General features: G+C 47.2%; 12 protein-coding genes. 8 read left to right on the top strand and 4 right to left on the bottom strand.

Features of this window, described 5'->3' with window-relative positions; genetic code table 11:
• On the bottom strand, nt 1-1,027 hold a 1,027-nt coding region (locus AACV78_RS07815), incomplete at its 3' end, for a hypothetical protein (RefSeq protein WP_194074397.1).
• A 224-nt stretch (nt 1,028-1,251) separates the two neighbouring features.
• Between AACV78_RS07815 and AACV78_RS07820 the strand changes: the two genes are divergently transcribed.
• The 5 genes from AACV78_RS07820 to AACV78_RS07840 all read left to right on the top strand — a co-directional run bounded on the left by AACV78_RS07820 (nt 1,252) and on the right by AACV78_RS07840 (nt 6,292).
• Nucleotides 1,252-1,968 carry a retropepsin-like aspartic protease family protein gene (locus AACV78_RS07820; RefSeq protein WP_228042648.1) on the top strand — a complete coding sequence of 239 codons (717 nt, stop codon included), beginning with the start codon at nt 1,252-1,254 and terminating at the stop codon, nt 1,966-1,968.
• A gap of 681 nt (nt 1,969-2,649) precedes the next feature.
• Complete coding sequence (gene gpmI / locus AACV78_RS07825) at nt 2,650-4,248, top strand: 2,3-bisphosphoglycerate-independent phosphoglycerate mutase (RefSeq protein ID WP_194013052.1); 1,599 nt, start codon at nt 2,650-2,652, stop codon at nt 4,246-4,248.
• Nucleotides 4,249-4,659: 411 nt separating this feature from the next.
• Nucleotides 4,660-4,899, top strand: a complete 240-nt coding sequence (gene secG / locus AACV78_RS07830) for a preprotein translocase subunit SecG (RefSeq protein ID WP_194012825.1) — start codon at nt 4,660-4,662, stop codon at nt 4,897-4,899.
• A gap of 103 nt (nt 4,900-5,002) precedes the next feature.
• The gene (locus AACV78_RS07835) at nt 5,003-5,734 is read left to right on the top strand and encodes a peptidase (RefSeq protein ID WP_194012826.1); all 732 of its coding nucleotides are present in this window, start codon (nt 5,003-5,005) and stop codon (nt 5,732-5,734) included.
• Between the two features lie 90 nt (nt 5,735-5,824).
• Complete coding sequence (locus AACV78_RS07840; RefSeq protein ID WP_194012827.1) at nt 5,825-6,292, top strand: bis(5'-nucleosyl)-tetraphosphatase; 468 nt, start codon at nt 5,825-5,827, stop codon at nt 6,290-6,292.
• A 161-nt stretch (nt 6,293-6,453) separates the two neighbouring features.
• Here the strand turns inward: AACV78_RS07840 and AACV78_RS07845 are convergent, their stop codons facing one another.
• Nucleotides 6,454-6,933 (bottom strand): rhodanese-like domain-containing protein, encoded by a 480-nt coding sequence (locus AACV78_RS07845; protein ID WP_194012828.1) that lies wholly within the window; start codon nt 6,931-6,933, stop codon nt 6,454-6,456.
• Between the two features lie 576 nt (nt 6,934-7,509).
• Between AACV78_RS07845 and AACV78_RS07850 the strand changes: the two genes are divergently transcribed.
• The 3 genes from AACV78_RS07850 to AACV78_RS07860 are packed head-to-tail and all read left to right on the top strand — an operon-like array spanning nt 7,510 to nt 11,729.
• Entirely contained in the window at nt 7,510-8,232 is a 723-nt protein-coding gene (locus AACV78_RS07850; protein ID WP_194012829.1) for a hypothetical protein, read from the top strand.
• Between the two features lie 48 nt (nt 8,233-8,280).
• Nucleotides 8,281-10,260, top strand: coding sequence for an ATP-binding protein (locus AACV78_RS07855; protein WP_194012830.1), 1,980 nt, complete (start codon nt 8,281-8,283; stop codon nt 10,258-10,260).
• 2 nt (nt 10,261-10,262) lie between these two features.
• Nucleotides 10,263-11,729, top strand: coding sequence for a DUF1802 family protein (locus AACV78_RS07860; RefSeq protein WP_194012831.1), 1,467 nt, complete (start codon nt 10,263-10,265; stop codon nt 11,727-11,729).
• Nucleotides 11,730-11,764: 35 nt separating this feature from the next.
• On the opposite strand, the gene AACV78_RS07865 is transcribed toward AACV78_RS07860, so the two are convergent.
• Nucleotides 11,765-12,481: a Uma2 family endonuclease gene (locus tag AACV78_RS07865; RefSeq protein WP_194012832.1), complete on the bottom strand. Its 717-nt coding sequence runs from the start codon at nt 12,479-12,481 to the stop codon at nt 11,765-11,767.
• 264 nt (nt 12,482-12,745) lie between these two features.
• The gene (locus tag AACV78_RS07870) at nt 12,746-15,757 is read right to left on the bottom strand and encodes a bifunctional diguanylate cyclase/phosphodiesterase (protein ID WP_194012611.1); all 3,012 of its coding nucleotides are present in this window, start codon (nt 15,755-15,757) and stop codon (nt 12,746-12,748) included.
• Nucleotides 15,758-15,973: the final 216 nt, after the last annotated feature.

The following is a 15,973-nucleotide window of genomic DNA, read 5'->3' on the forward strand; positions in this document are numbered from 1 at the left end:
GGCGAGCGGCGATCGCTGGCGATCGTCCCGGTGAGGCTGGCGATCGTCCCGGTGAGGCTGGCGAGCGTCCCGGTGAGACTGGCGAGCGTCCTGGTGAGGCTGGCGAGCGTCCTGGTGAGGCTGGCGAGCGTCCGGTAGTGCCTGTTGGGAAGCCCGGTATAGATGGCAGTCCGGGTATAGATGAGGCGGGAACTCCTGCTATGTCTGGGGAGCCTGCCGGTCTGGTTCCGGGGCGTCCGGGGCCCGCTGGCTGCCGTCCGGTGCTACCTGTTGGGAAGCCCGGTATAGATGGCAGTCCGGGTATAGATGCCGGATCTCCTGCTATGCCTGGGGAGCCGGCCGGTCTGGCTCCGGGGCGTCCCGGTCTGGCTCCGGGGCGTCCGGGGACTGCTTGGGGACGCGCTGAAATTGGCGGTCTCCATTGGGGTAAGGAGGTTAACGGCAGGTTGGGAACACTCGACACCTGTACGGGGGTTTGAGATTGGGGAAGTTGGGCAATTTCACCGCCGCCCGGTGTGCTATTGCGCTGTGCTGGTGTCCACTGAGGCGGATTTCTCTCGTCTGGCAGCTTGGGCAGACTTGGCACTTGTCTGGCTGGCAGGGTTGGAAGTTCGTTGCCGCCCACGCCACCGTCTATTTTGAGCGGTTGAGGGGGAAGGACTGAGAATGGGTCGTTTCCTAAGCCGGGGATTGTGGTCTGTGGAATTCCCGTCCCGTTTACAATAGCTCCAGATGCTGTCTTTTTGCCTTGGATGTCTGCTTGAGCTTGTCTGGCCCGTTCGTCGGGGTTTGTAGATCGGATCAAGCCGGGGGGCTGGGCCGCGACTACGGGAGAAGGAAATGTCTGAGCTCCAGGACTGGGACTGGCGGAGGCGCCGGGAGTTCCGGGAGCGTTGGTGGCCGGTGACGGAGATCCTGCACCGGGAGTGGGAGTTGGACTGGGAGTGTTGCCGCCGCCGTCGCCGCCACATCCTGCAGTCCAGAAAGCCAACATTCCTATAGTTGCAAAATATAAAAGTTTACGCATTGCCGATCGCCCTAAACGCCTGACTTTTAAGTGATCCAAATGAGTAGCGAAGTTGCTGCCATTTGCGGTTTTAAGTTTACCTGTGTTTGATGGTATGCGATCGCTTTTAAATTGCCAAGTTTTCTCGACGATCTGATGTTGCAGCGGGCGCTAGGTTTTCGGGAGCGGGTTAGGATATCAATGGCGGTCTTCTTTCGACATACTGAAATTACTAAAGGCATTTTATGGTGGCAAAAGTTTTTTTCAAGGGGATTTGGCGATCGGGCATTGTTTCTGCTGCTGTTTTGGCAGCAGTTGGCTTAGTAGGAGGTGGCGAACTACATTCTCCTTCACATCTGGCGGCAGCATTCTCAACAAAACTTGAGAAACCGGGTTTATTTACGAAAAATCTAGGCTCTCAGGCGCTCCCGCAGCGTGAAACCAATGCGATCGCATTGGTGTCGGATCGGAGTTTCCAGCAGCTCGATCGCACTTTCACAGCAAGCTCGATCGCCACAACTGGCAATGTGTACACTCAGTTTCGCCGAGGCCCGTCAAATCGCGTCCAACCGCCGGCCTCTCCATCTGCCAATCCAAAGGTATTTCAAGCTAAAATCAAGCGCCGCGATGGTGGAACGCCGGTGATTGACGTGGTATTTAACGGTGACAAGACTTTTGAGATGATTGTCGATACGGGGGCGAGCGGCACCTTGATTACTCAGCGGATGGCTGCTGTACTGGGAGTGAGGCCGGTACGCACCGTGAGGGCGGGGATCGCTGACGGTAGCGTTGTCGAGTTTCCGATCGGCTTAGTGCGATCGATTCGGGTTGGGGGTGCTGCGATCCAAAATGTCGAAGTGGCGATCGCCAAACAAATGCCAATTGGTCTGCTCGGTCACGATTTCTTTGGCAATTACGATGTCAAAATTAAAAAAGATGTTGTAGAATTTTATGTCCGCTGAGAGCGAGCCGATGCGGAAACCGATAGTTGATCGACTCCTGTAAAGTTATTCACAGCCCCCTCAAAGCTGTTTTATAGCAATTAGATGGAGGTATCGATCGATCAATTCCCCAATCCATCAATCTAAAATCTAAAATCTAAAATAGACGGGCTTCTCATTTTGTTGATATATCGGTTCGATCGCGTGGTGAGGATAGCCCAAGGCCCAATCCCTCCGCAACGCTAGATCCCAATCCCTCCGCAACGCTAGATCCCTGCGCGGGCCGATGCCCTGCGCGGGCCGATGCCCGATAGTACCTCATCGCTAGAACCCCGATAAAAGCTATATTTATTTCTTGAGGCAGTAGTCAAACGTCGCCAAGTGTGGTATTGTTTTGAGTGTTTGCAGAGCCGTAGACCGTTGAACTATTTCTGAAAATCCGGCCGCAAAAGCACGGCGGCTGTTGGTGAGATCGGTAACAGTCTCAGACTTTGGATTCAAAATTGTTGAAGGCAAGGCAATCAATTAGACAATTCGCCAATCAGGTCGAAATCAGTTCCCAAAATGCTGCATCTGAGGGAATTTAGGTTGGCTTTGTTGGGCCAAAGCGTAGAAAGTATGTAAACTGATTTGCGGAAGATGTTCCCCAAACTCGGAACTCATGACGATCGAGAAATTAGTTATTGTAAATAAGGTATTCGCATGGCACAAACGTCTGTATCTCCTGTAGTGCTGATTATTCTAGACGGCTGGGGTTATCGCGAACAAAAAGACGGAAATGCGATCGCCGCGGCGAACACGCCCGTAATGGACAGTCTCTGGGCCGCTTATCCCAGAACTCTGATTAGAACATCGGGCCGCGCAGTAGGGCTTCCTGACGGGCAAATGGGCAACTCCGAAGTCGGTCACTTGAATCTGGGCGCGGGCCGCGTCGTTCCTCAAGAGTTAGTGCGGATCTCGGATGCTGTCGAAGATGGTTCTTTGCTAGAAAACCGCGCCCTACTTCAACTTTGCTCCGAAGTCCGCAGTCGGGGCGGCAAATTGCACCTGACTGGTCTTTGTTCCGAGGGCGGGGTTCACTCGCACCTGAGTCACATTTTGGGTTTGCTAAAGCTAGCAAAGGCCCAAGGAATTTCTGAAGTTTGCATTCACGCCATTACTGACGGCCGCGATACTACTCCGAAAGAGGGCGTGGAAGCTCTCCGCAAGATTCAAGGTTATATCGAACAGGTGGGAATTGGTCGGATTGCTACCATCAGCGGCCGCTATTACGCGATGGACAGGGACAAACGCTGGGATCGGGTGCAGCGAGCCTATGAGGTGATGACGATTGAGGGCGCGCCTGATGGTCGATCGGCAGTTGATGTGTTGCAAGCATCCTATGCGGTCGGACTGACCGACGAGTTTGTACTTCCGACTCGGATTGCTCCGGGCGCGGTGGCATCCGGCGATGGGATGATTTTCTTCAATTTTCGCCCCGACAGGGCTAGAGAGTTGACTCAGGCCTTTGTAGCGCCGGATTTTAAGGGGTTTGAACGGCATTTAATTGAGCCGCTCAGTTTTGCAACTTTTACTCAGTACGACCCGAAGTTGTCGGTGTTGGTGGCTTTTGAACCGCAAAATTTGGACAATATTCTGGGCGAGGTGATTTCTCGTCACGGTTTGCGGCAGTTGCGGACGGCGGAAACTGAAAAGTACGCTCACGTAACTTATTTTTTTAATGGGGGTCTGGAAGAGCCTTTTCCGGGGGAAGACCGCGAGTTGGTGCAGAGCCCGATGGTGGCGACTTACGATACGGCACCGGAGATGTCGGCGGCCCTGGTGACTGATGTGGCGCTGGCTGCTTTGTCTAAGCGGATTTATTCGTTTGTGGTGCTTAACTACGCTAACCCGGATATGGTTGGTCATACGGGGATGATGGATGCGACGATAATTGCGATCGAAACTGTGGATAAATGTTTGGGGCGGCTGTTGACTGGCATTAATAAGGCTGGAGGTACGGCAATTATTATTGCTGACCACGGGAATGCTGAGTTGATGTTCGATGAGAATGGCAATCCTTGGACGGCTCACACTACTAACCCGGTGCCGTTTATTCTGGTAGAAGGCGAAGGTGTGCAAATTCCGGCTCACGGCACTGATGTTCCTCTGAGGGAGGACGGTTGTTTGGCTGATATTGCGCCGACTATTCTGGATCTGTTGAGGTTGCCTCAGCCGCCGGAAATGACGGGACGTTCTATGATTGAACCGGCTGATTTTGAAGTTCGCGCCAATCGCACTCCGGTGCGGGTGCGACTGTAGCAGGTGTCAGGTTAAGGCTGAAAACCCTTGATAAGTCTCGTTTGTAGCCAAGGCCCGATCCCCCTAAATCCCCCTTAAGAAGGGGGACTTTGAGAAGAATCCTGTCCCCCCTTCTTAAGCTACGGTGTACACACATCTCTGTGTAGAACCAAAATCCTCGGATATCTCCCTAAATCCTCCTTAAGAAGGGGGACTTTGAGAAGAATCCTGTCCCCCCCTTATTAAGGGGGAGTAGGGGGCAAGCTAAGGGGGGATCGGGCTACGGGTAAAAGCGAGATTTCTCAAGGTTTTCAGGGTTAAATTGGCACGATGAAAGGCAGTGCCGTGTCTCTAACATAGGTTGTGCGCGATCGACCGAATTTGATATCATAATAAATTACTGATTACTAATTACCAATTACCCCCCCGATTATGAATATTGTTTCTCTGTTACAAATTATCTGGTCTTTGTCTGCTCTAGGACTTGTGGTTTTGGTGTTGCTGCACAGCCCTAAAGGCGATGGTATTGGAGGGATTGGCGGACAAGCTCAATTGTTTACTAGCGCTAAGAGTGCGGAAACGACTCTGAATCGCATTACTTGGGGTTTGTGTATTGTTTTTATGGGTTTGACTGTAATTTTGAGTGCTGGTTGGTTGACTCCTGCATCGTAAGATGAGGATTTTTAACCGCAAATAAACGCAGATTGACGCAGATATAAATTTGAGATAGTTTGCATTAATCTGCGTTTATTTGTGTTTATTTGCGGGCGGAACAATGCGGTTGTGGAAAGTTAGGATCAAAAATCGATTGCGGGCTGGTTTGGGATTGGCTTTATGTTGTTTTAGCCTGATAATTTTTAGTCAGGTTAATACTCCTGCTGCTAGTGTTTCTATTCTGGAGAATAGTTGGCCTGCTCCACAGGTTCACCCTTTGCCGCCAATGCTGGAAAATTGGCAGGATTCAACAAATAGCGGTGATTATTTCGATCGCATTAAGCCACCGAATGTTGGTCATTTGCTGTGGTCGAAGTTCCCGATTCAGGTTTATGTTGAGCGTCCCGCTGATGCTAATAAGTCTGAAGAATGGATGGCGGTTGTGTTGGATGTTGTGCGGGAATGGGGCGTTTATTTACCTTTGGAGGTGGTGGATAGTTCGGAGGTAGCTGATATTACAATTTTACGTCGGGCTCCGCCTTTGCGTCAAGGGATTTTGCGATCGCGCTCTGGGGAATCTACCTATAAATTGTACACCCGTCAAGATGGCGATAAAACTGTTTTATCTCACCGGTTTTCGGTTTATTTGAATCCCAATCAAGTGGGTAAGTATGTTGCGGCGACGGCGCGACACGAGTTAGGCCACGCCTTGGGAATTTGGGGTCACAGTTCGATGGAGACTGATGTGCTTTATTTTTCTCAGGTACGCAATCCTCCCCCTATTTCTGCGAGGGATGTTAATACTTTGAAGCGGGTTTATCAGCAGCCAACTCGGTTGGGGTGGGAATTGTAGTTACGGGCGAATGTAATTCGCTTCTACACAAACCAAGCCGGCCTTCGCAGACTTTAAGAACACGAGAGTTATATACAAAAGAGAAGAAAGATGAAAGATGAAGCTTTTGGCATTGTGCCAGTTTTTGCGACAGAAACTGATAGTTTGTTTTTGTTGATTCAACATCAAGCCGGACATTGGGCGTTTCCTAAAGGTCACGCAAATCCGGGGGAATCAGCGCTAGAAACGGCGAAGCGGGAGTTTGAGGAGGAAACTGGCATCCGCGATTGTGAAGTGCTGGAGGAGCCTAGTTTTGTGGAACGTTATTCCTTTGTTAAGGAAGGGAAGCCTAGTTCTGTGCAACATTATTCCTCTGCGAAGGAAGGAGAATCAATTGAAAAGACTGTTACTTACTTTTTGGCTTTTGTAAATTCAAGGGAAGTTCAGTTGCAAGTGGAGGAAGTTCAAAATTCGGCCTGGAGTTCCTTTGAGGATGCAGTTAAGCTGATTACTTTTGATGGGAATCGGCAGATTTTGAGGGAAGTTAAAGCATTTTTGGACGATAAAAAAAATAGTTAATATCAAATCCGCTTATCTAATCATAATTAAGTTTACAGTCAGGACTTTAGTTCTCTATTAAAACTTTAATTCGCTAAGGACTGAAGTCCTGACTGCAAACAAATTGTTCTGTTAGATACCCGACTTTTTGAAGAAGTCGGGTATCTAGGTATTCTGTGAGATTATTTGTGGGTTTTCTGGATTTTGGCGTGATGTTCTAGGCGAGCGAAAACGTTGTAGGCATCGGGCCCTGGATTGCCGTGCTCGACTGCGCCGTCGATGGGGCCGTCGATGGCTTTCCAAGCTGGAATTCCGCCTTTTATTTCGGCTACTTTTCTAAAGCCGGCGGCGCGGAGAAGATTGGCGGCTTCTGCTGTTTGTTCGTCGGTTTCGCCGTAGATGTAGATGTCGCGAACGGGTTCTAGACTCGATTTTGCGCGCTCTACTAATTCGTCCATTGGCATCGGTACTGCGCCGGTAATGCGACTTTTGTTGAAGCTTTCAAAATCGCGCGCGTCGATGATTGTAAGTCCTGGTTCGCCCCAATCTAAACGGGCTTTGAGGTCGTGGCTGGATACTTGGGCTCTTAAAGCGGGAGGGGTGGGAGTAATGTCGGGAAGTTTTTCTTTGATGTCGGAAATTTGGTCGGGAATAGTTTTCATGGCTACATTTGTATTGAATGCTTTGATAGCAATGTAACGAGATGTGTAAGTTGAATGCGTCTTTCTAAAGGCATAATCGGGTATTTAACTAAAGTCGCAGTTAAGTTGAATTGCTGGTGGTTGACTGCTGTTGGGAACGCTATATTTGTTGAGCTTGTTAACCTGTTCCTGCCCCGGCTGCGGATTGTTTTGATTGAAAAGTGCGATTTTATACCAGTTGTTTAAAACAATGCTAAAAAATAAATTTTGTTTTTTTTACTTTGTTGTTGAAGTGCGGATGTACTCGAAAAGTCGATCGACTGCGGGGATTTATTGCGGTATCAGCAGCCTGGGAATTCTCTGGTAGGAATTTTGAAAATTGGTATTGTTTGGAGCGGATGTTTTGAAGTGCGATCGCTCGTTCGGTTCAGTATTGTATCAAATGATGACACTTTGGTCAATCCTAATTATTTTAAAATGAAAATTGCTGGATGCTGTGGGCGGTATGGTGCGCTATTTTGCTGAAAAATTGAGAGGTTTTTCTGCAAAATTTCTGGTAAGATTTGATACTAACAATAGGTATTTAAAGGTATGGATATGTCTGAAAACAGTGAAATTGCGGTGTCTAAAACTTTGACACCGGAACAGCAGGCGGTTTGGGATGCAAAGGCGAAGGTTCGGGTGCTGCTGAATTTGTGGGATTTGGGCGGCGGAAAGATGCAGGTGAAAAAGGGGGATTTGACTAAGCGGATTGTTCGTACTAATGAGACGAGTCAGAGATATCTGGGAGTGCTCGGTGAGTTGCAGGAATCTGGGGCGATCGAGTATTCGCTGGTAAATCGGGTGACGCTGGTGGAGTTGAGCGCGAAGGGGAAAGAGGTTTTGGCGGATGGCTTGAAAAGTGCTGATTCTCTGTTTGAGTTTGATGGTTCTCAAATCGGTACTCGGCTGGGAAATGCTTTGTTGAAGTGGATTCGGCATCAGGATGGTGCGGCGGGTGTTGGGGTTGAGGCGGGGAAGGGGGATGCAGGGGCGATCGCCTCCTATGACAATTTTAAGGCTGTGGCGTTGAAGGTGTACGACAGCTTGAACCGGGAGTTTAACTTAGACGATTTAGTGCCGATTTATCGGATGCGGCGGGCGATCGGCGAAAAAGTCAGCCGTTCTCAATTCAACGAGTGGCTGTTGGAAATGCAGGCTACTGATATTTTTCAGCTAATGGCAGGAGAAACGCAAGACATCACCCCAGATAAACGTGAAGACTCAATCACCATTCCTGGTGGTGCATTGCGTTACTACGCCAAGCGTTTGAATTCATAAAATTGCCCTCAATCTTTTTGTGTTTCGTTAACCTCACACCCGATAACCATGAACAATATACCAGTTTCCCCAATAGAAACCCTGAATGCTGCAATCCAAAATCACAATCCATTTAGCAAAGCTGGCATTGTCAAAGAACAAGATATTTGGGGAAAAGGGTTCCCCGATATTCCCACTCTAAATGCTCACGCTTCCGATGCCATTTTTCAGGCTGTTGAAAAAGTACAGACAAGTCAATCCAGCCAAGAAAAGGTGACTTCACTGGTATTAACTGCTCAACAGGGAGTGGGAAAAAGCCACATTTTAAGTCGCACTCGCCACAGACTAGAAAGCAATGGTGGTGCTTTGTTCGTTTATGCCAGTGTTAATAATTACACTGACTTAAATTTGATAAAATACCAATTTCAGCAAACTTTAGCTAACAGTTTGAGTCACACAGGCAGCCAAAGCGTCATGCAATGGCAGGAAATAGCGGCAGCAATGGCAAACGAAGGTTTCAAAGCTATCAATTCTGCTTCACAGAATCTTTCTCCTCAAGAACTGATAGACCGATTTGACAGAGTATGTGCTAGTTGGGCAACTAAAAATAAGAATTTCATGAACACCCTGACTAAGCAAGTTCTCAAAACAAAATCAAAGGCAGATCCTTATATTGTTCGAGCTGTTTTGTGGACTTTATCAGAATCTGAAACACCTTTTGCTATCAAATGGTTATCTGGTGAAGAGTTAGATAAATCTAAAGCTGAGGAATTAGGATTGCCGGCTAATTCCGGCAAGACTAATCAGGACAGAGAAGCAGAATCTCTGAATAATGTCCAGCAAATTTTAAACTTGGTGAGTTACTACAGTCCTGTAATCATTTGTTTTGATGAAATAGATGTCAATACAAGTTGTAGAGATGATGGCTTGACAACACCGCAGGTAATTGCGGATTTAGTTAAGCGTTTGTATGATACTCTCGAACACTCCGATCTCGGTCAAGGTTTGGTTATTATCACAGTGATGATGCCCTATACATGGACAGACACAGTTAACGTAATGTCTGGCGGTATACCGGATCGAGTTTCAACATATACGCAGCGAAAACCAATCGATTTAAAATACTTAAATGGTGACTCTCTAGTTGATTTAGTCGGACTATGGTTGCAAGATTTTTATCAGGTCAGAAATTTAAATCCTCCTCATCCGGTCTACCCATTTGAGGAAACTCAACTGAGAGAACATGGTAGAGGTAAGCCAACTGTACGCGAAGCTTTGAACTGGTGTGCAGAGAATTTTCAAGTTTTCATGCCTCCAATGCCTGAACTTCCAGAAGATCCTATTGAGCGGTTTGAGTTTGCTTTAACCAAAGAACTTGAGGCAGACATTAGAGAGGAGATGGAGGATAATTCCACAATTGCTCAGGCTATTTACTTTGGCTTTGAAACCTTGAAAGGTCAGACAATTGACAAGGTAACAGTTGATGACATTACTGCTGAGATTAAACCAAAGGCAAAAAATGCGGGTTGGATCGGATTCAAGATAATTGGCACTGAAAACGGAAAAGCTATCAAGATTGGTGTGGCAATTATCCAAACTTCTCAATCTGAATTAGTTGCTGCATTAAAGCGCTTAATTGATTATCAGACCTTTGATTTGACGCGCGGTTGTTTAGTACGTTCCCAATCCAAAATAGAAAATATCAAGAAAACTTCTAAAGCCTACAAGCTACTAGAGGAACTCGTATCAGTAGAAAAAGGCGGTGAGATCGTGTATTTGGTTGAAGAGCAAATAAAACCGCTGATGGCTCTCCGTGCTGTTTGTAAAAAATGCCGAGATTATAATTTAACAGAAGACCAGGTTTTTGAGTTCATATCTCAGAAGCACCTCACTTTTGAGAATCCTTTACTGCGGGAAATTTTGAGCGAGCCCTCCGGTGAAATGCCTGTCGTTGACGATGAAGATGAAAGCCTACTTTTAGAAGACATTTTCAACCCTCCCAGTAGTGATGATACAGATGATGGGGATCTAAGTGACCTATTTAGTTAACCATGAGCAAATCAATTTTGCTTCAAACAGCTCTGGCTTTACCAAATCCAGATATTGAAGCTTTAATCCAAGGACGAATGATTGCAGCTATGCCTCGGATGTTTCTGAATCCGGGGCGGACATTTGCTTTGTATCCAGCTAATCTTTCGGTTGATTTGCTATCGGGCGATCGATATTATCGATCGCATTTTTTGCCTGTTGCTCAAAAGGCACTTGCTCAGTTAAATTCAGATAAAGTTTCGATCAAAGCTTGGGCTAGGTGCGAATTGTGCCAAATGGTGAACGATGGTGAATCGTTAGAGGCTTTGTCGCGGTTAACCATCTGGAAAACAGAGGCATTACAGCAAATTCTCCAGCAGCGTCCTTTTATTTTTGTAGCTTACCTGCGGGTTTATTTGCTGTCTCAGCCACTTGAAATGTCAGTGCATCCCAGCGGGAATTTTGTATCTTTGCCAAAACCCCTAACTGTTACTGATTCAACGCCAGTGTTGAGCGAGTCTATCTTTGCCAAACGCCGTCAAAAGCTGGAAAAACTAGAGCCTCCTGAACATCCAGAATTGGAAGAGTTGCAAAGTGCATTAGTGCATTTATCCACCACCAACCCAAAAGCCAAACAACTAGACGCAGAAATCAAAATGTTTCTAGGTTGGTCAGAAAACTCACTAACATCAAAACCCGATCCTGATTTAGATTGGATTAAAACAATTGCACAAATCGGCAATTCTAGCGATGGTCATACATTTGAAAAGTTAGTCCGCAAAAGTTTTATCAAGCTAGGATTTGCCAATTCTAACAATAAACCAGAAGCTAGCCTCGATCCAGAATCAACAGGCGGTGCTGGCGGATTAGATTTCTACTGTGAAACTCCCTATCAGGTAGTGGGAGAATGCAAAGCTACCAAAAGTGAAACCGTAGCTGATGGAACGCCAGCGCAACTTATCAAGTTAGGCCATAAGCATCTTCAGGAACAATACAACTGCTGTATTAAGATAATTATGGCCGCTGGTCAGCTAAATGGACACGCTAAAAAAACTGCTATCGGAAACCACATGAACGTAATTCGCCCTGAAACATTGCAAAAGCTGGTTGAACTGAAAGCTAAGCAACCAGGTTCGATCGATTTATTACAATTAAAACCTTGTTTGGAACAACAGCCGTTTGGTGAGGAAGCCGATGCTAAGGTTAATCGCTATATTGACGATGTGCGGGAAAAGCTTAAAGTGCGATCGCAAATCATACAAGCAGTGAAACAACTTTGCTCAGATAGCGACTTTCCGACGGTTGTTGAGATTAAAGTTCAATACAATGCTAGATTTGCCACCACTGATTCTAAGCTGACAAACGAATCAGTAAAGGATTTGACTATAGAACTTTCTTCACCGCTGACGGGTTACTTAGGGCGAATTAAAGGAGATAATTGGCAAAGCGATCGCTTTTATTTCCTGCGCGACTTGCCGATCGATGATTGAGACTAAAAAAGGGCGCTCGCACTTCATCCACTTTCCTAAACAGAATCAGGATCTACGCCCAACTCCCGCAACCTCGCCGCCAATCTTTCCGCTTTCTGCAATTGAGCTTGTTCTGCCTTAATTAACCCTTCCACCAATGGCGGATCTAAAATTTCATTGACTGATAATCTCAGATTGGGAAATACTACAGATACCATTTCTTCACCCGGCAAATAATTTACCTCTGTATAAATGTCATCACCTTCGAGAAATGCCATAACTCGCACCCGTTGTCTGTTTTCTGATGGGTCAACAATTACATATTCCGGCACGTTAGCTAGTTGGTACTCTCCTCGTTTGGTTATATAATCGGCCCGCCGATCTTGGCTGACCACTTCTATTACTAATAACGGCGTTTCATCAAAGCCAAGGATGCCGGAACCGGGTCTTGCAAGAGCTTGTTCCCACAAACTTTGAGTGCAGACAACTACATCGGGAATGCGGGATGTAGCATCTTCTGTTCTCACTCCTACAGAAGTTTTTACTACTAAATCGAGATTGTGTTCAGCGAGATAACGCTGCAATTTGTAAACCCAATATTCGCAGATGCTTGTATGTAATGCGCTAGCCGTTGCCATTGGTATTAATTTGCCTTTGTACAGTTCGTATTTTACATCGTCCTTGCTTTGATAAACTCTGTATTCTTCAAAGGTCAATGTGGGCGAAGTATCGAGCTGTTTTTCTTCGACTGCTGGCACAACAGATTGAGACATATATTTTTACCTATCTCGATAGTTTACTATAGCAATCCTTGCAGGAGTCGTAAATTTTTGACCCCACCCCAACCCTCCCCTTATCAAGGGGAGGGAGTAAGAAATTCACAAATGATTTAGGATGGCTATATTATACTCAATTTTAATTTTAACACTCAAGGCATTGAGTACGAAAAGATCGATCGCCCCGATCGACTATCCAACAACCGCACACCGTAATATTTTTAATATTTGTCAAAATACAAATTAAATATTTGCTTGAGATTACCATTTGGGCGATCGCCTCAACAAGGCTGTAGCTGCCTCACTGTCGAGTGGTTTAGAGAAAAAGTACCCCTGACCGTACTCGCAGCCGATCGCCCGCATTTGAGCCAATTGCACGGCGGTTTCGACACCTTCTGCCACTACCTCCATCCCCAAACTGCGGGCCAGCATGACGATCGCCCGCACGATTTCCAAATTTTCCCCAGCAGAGCCGATGCGGCTGACAAAAGAGCGATCGACCTTCAAAATATTAATCGGGAACTTGTGCAAATAACTCAGAGACGAATAACCAGTACCGAAATCATCAATACATAACCCTATTCCTAACTCTCTCAATTGCGAAAGCATAGCCGCCGCCGCTTCCCCATCTTCCATCACCACAGTCTCAGTAATCTCCAACTTCAAACAGCGAGCATCAACACCAGTTTTCTGCAAAACTTGCTTCATTTGCTCGATCGAATCAGTTGCCGAAAACTGTCTTCCCGAAAGATTTACAGCTACTGTCAGACGCGAATTTCCCACAGGTAAATTCAAACTTTGCCACTGAATAATTTGGCGGCAGCTTTCATTCAAAACCCACAAACCCAAAGGCATAATTAACCCAGTTTCCTCAGCCATCGCAATAAATTCCATCGGGGAAACCAAACCCCGTTCCGGGTGCAACCAACGCACCAGCGCCTCAAATCCAATAACAGAGCCGCTTTTCAAACAAACTATCGGCTGATAATAAACAGTAAAAGGACATTCCAATTTAAGAGGAGGAGCCAATTGTGATTTCAAACGATCCCGCAGGCGATCGATTTCGGATACAGGCGAATTTTCCGCCACCAGCCCACCTGCAAAATTCACAATTGAATATGTCAAATTCAGTTCTTCAACCGACTGCCGCAAATCGTGTTCCAAGTGCATCAAAGCCACAGCCCGAGTGTGCATCGCACTGGTAAACACTTCGTAGCGAGCTTTACCCAGAGCTTTTGCGCGGTACATCGCAATATCAGCATCGCGCAAAATATCTCCAGGTAACTGATATTTTTCGGTACTCAAAGCAATGCCGATACTAGCAGTAATTAAAACTTTATGACCTTCTAAATAAAGCGGTCGTTCGAGCGTTTTCAGAATTCCCTTTGCTTGGGCGATGGCTTCATCAACACCTTGAATTTCCTCCAGCAAAATCACAAACTCATCTCCTCCCAGACGAGCCGCCGTATCGCCCGGTCGCAAACAAGTCAAGAGACGGCGGGCCACAGCCACCAACAGCCGATCGCCCGTACCGTGTCCCTGGCTGTCATTAATCACCTTAAACCTGTCCAAATCCAGAAACAGCACCGCAAACTGATAGTTCGGATGCCGTTTGACGCGGGCAAAAGCTTGCCCCAACCTGTCAGTCAACAAAGCGCGGTTCGGCAACTCCGTCAGCGCGTCGTGCAAAGCATCGTGCAACAATTGGTCTTCAGCCGCCTTGCGCTCAGTCACGTCGTGACAGTTGACGACAATTCCCCGCACCGAAGGTTCCGCCAGCAAATTCGTCGCCACCGCTTCCAAAACGCACCAGAAACCGTCCTTGTGCCGCACTCGGTATTCCGCCAATCCTATGCCAACTTTCGGCATTTCCATGACACCTTGGAAAACTTGAGCCACCATCGGCAATTCGTCAGGGTGAATCAAATCAAATACAGAGCGGCCGAGCACTTCCGCCGTCGGGTAGCCCAAAATCCGCTGTAGGGAAGGAGAAACATAGCGGCAAAAGCCTTTTTCATCCAGAATTACAATAATGTCTCTAGCATTTTCAATGAGCGATCGAAAACGCTTCTCGCTTTGTCGCAGTTCTTGTTCCGTGCGCTTGCGATCGGTAATGTCGGTATTCAGGTAAATCAGACCGACAATTTTCCCCGTCGGGTCTTTAATAGCATCGGCCCGCAGCAGCACTTGCACAATTTCGCCGCTTTTTGTGCGGTTGGTAACTTCACCAGACCAAGAATAACCTTGGGCGATCGTGTCCAGTACCTCCCTAGCGACGGCGGGGTCTACAAAAACTGTCGGTATACCTCCAGCGAGTTTCAATTCCTCTGCGGTGTCCCATTCAAATAGCTGAGAAAACGCTTGATTTTGATAAATGTGAGTGCCGTTGGCATCGCTCATGCCGATCGCGTCGCTCGAACTTGCCACCGCCTTGCGAGTCAGCACCAGAGCTTCTTCTGCCCGCTTGCGCTCGGTAATGTCAATCCCTACCAGACAAGCTGCATTCCCGCGATCGTACTTTTGAGCCACAATCAAATAATGTCCCGCCGACTGTCCGCCGCCGGTTTTCACCTTAGCGCTGAGTTCTTTAATCGCTTCCGTAGCGTCGCCAGCAAAAAACTCCACCACAAAAGAATGAAAATCCTCACTCGCGCCCAGAAAACCGATATCTTGACCCACAAAAGCCGAGGGCGGCAAACCGTGCAGTTTAGCTAGGTGCTGGTTAACCCCCAAATAGTGCAAATCCGAGCTAATCCAAGACACTGTTCCCGGAACTGCTTCCAAAATCGTTTGCAGTTGGTCGTTAGCTTGCTGCAAAGCTTCCTGTACTTCTATGCGTTCCGACAAGTCCGACTGAACGCCTACGAAGTGAGTCAATTTACCGCTGTCATCTCGCAGGGGATATAGAGACAATTTGCTCCAAAAAGGAGTGCCGTCTTTGCGATAATTTTTGATTGTTGTCTGGATTTCTCGACCTTGGCGCAAGGCTTCGCGGATCTTAGCTACCGTAGTGCGATCCGTATCGGAACCTTGCAAAAATCGGCAGTTGCGCCCCAACACTTCATCGGCGCAGTAACCCGTGATCCGCTCAAAGGCAGGATTGCAATAAAGTATGGGACAGTCTGGTGCAATGGCATCAGCAATGATAATACCGCTGCTAGTAGCTGCCAAAGCTCGATCGCGCAGCCACAGTGGATCTGAGGCCGTATGGCGATCGGCCGCACTTTCCACTTCACCTAAATTAGAAATTGACTGGTTCTCCCGATCTCCCATCAGCCGAACTTTCAAGCAAACCTTTACAATTTCCGAGTTGTTTCTTACTTTAGCGTTTTTCTGGATGCCCGCCACGTAAATTGTATCTTGGCGTTAAAATACGCAGGATTTCACCAAGCATTGTTAGCTGTATTTTCTACTGTTGGTGTTGCGCCTTTAAAAAAAGCACATTTTCGCGAACGCAAAGAACCCTGAATTCTTCCCCCCCTCATGCCC

It is taken from the genome of Tychonema sp. LEGE 07196 (genome assembly GCF_963890365.1).
In the GTDB taxonomy this organism is placed as follows: Bacteria; Cyanobacteriota; Cyanobacteriia; order Cyanobacteriales; family Microcoleaceae; genus Microcoleus.

Excerpts from the sequence above, each read along its gene's own strand:
- AACV78_RS07860 (WP_194012831.1), top strand. The coding sequence starts at position 10,263 with ATGAGCAAATCAATTTTGCTTCAAACAGCTCTGGCTTTACCAAATCCA.
- AACV78_RS07850 (WP_194012829.1), top strand. The coding sequence starts at position 7,510 with ATGTCTGAAAACAGTGAAATTGCGGTGTCTAAAACTTTGACACCGGAA.
- AACV78_RS07840 (WP_194012827.1), top strand. The coding sequence starts at position 5,825 with ATGAAAGATGAAGCTTTTGGCATTGTGCCAGTTTTTGCGACAGAAACT.
- AACV78_RS07845 (WP_194012828.1), bottom strand. The coding sequence starts at position 6,933 with ATGAAAACTATTCCCGACCAAATTTCCGACATCAAAGAAAAACTTCCC.
- AACV78_RS07870 (WP_194012611.1), bottom strand. The coding sequence starts at position 15,757 with ATGGGAGATCGGGAGAACCAGTCAATTTCTAATTTAGGTGAAGTGGAA.
- AACV78_RS07820 (WP_228042648.1), top strand. The coding sequence starts at position 1,252 with ATGGTGGCAAAAGTTTTTTTCAAGGGGATTTGGCGATCGGGCATTGTT.
- secG (WP_194012825.1), top strand. The coding sequence starts at position 4,660 with ATGAATATTGTTTCTCTGTTACAAATTATCTGGTCTTTGTCTGCTCTA.
- AACV78_RS07865 (WP_194012832.1), bottom strand. The coding sequence starts at position 12,481 with ATGTCTCAATCTGTTGTGCCAGCAGTCGAAGAAAAACAGCTCGATACT.
- AACV78_RS07835 (WP_194012826.1), top strand. The coding sequence starts at position 5,003 with ATGCGGTTGTGGAAAGTTAGGATCAAAAATCGATTGCGGGCTGGTTTG.
- gpmI (WP_194013052.1), top strand. The coding sequence starts at position 2,650 with ATGGCACAAACGTCTGTATCTCCTGTAGTGCTGATTATTCTAGACGGC.
- AACV78_RS07855 (WP_194012830.1), top strand. The coding sequence starts at position 8,281 with ATGAACAATATACCAGTTTCCCCAATAGAAACCCTGAATGCTGCAATC.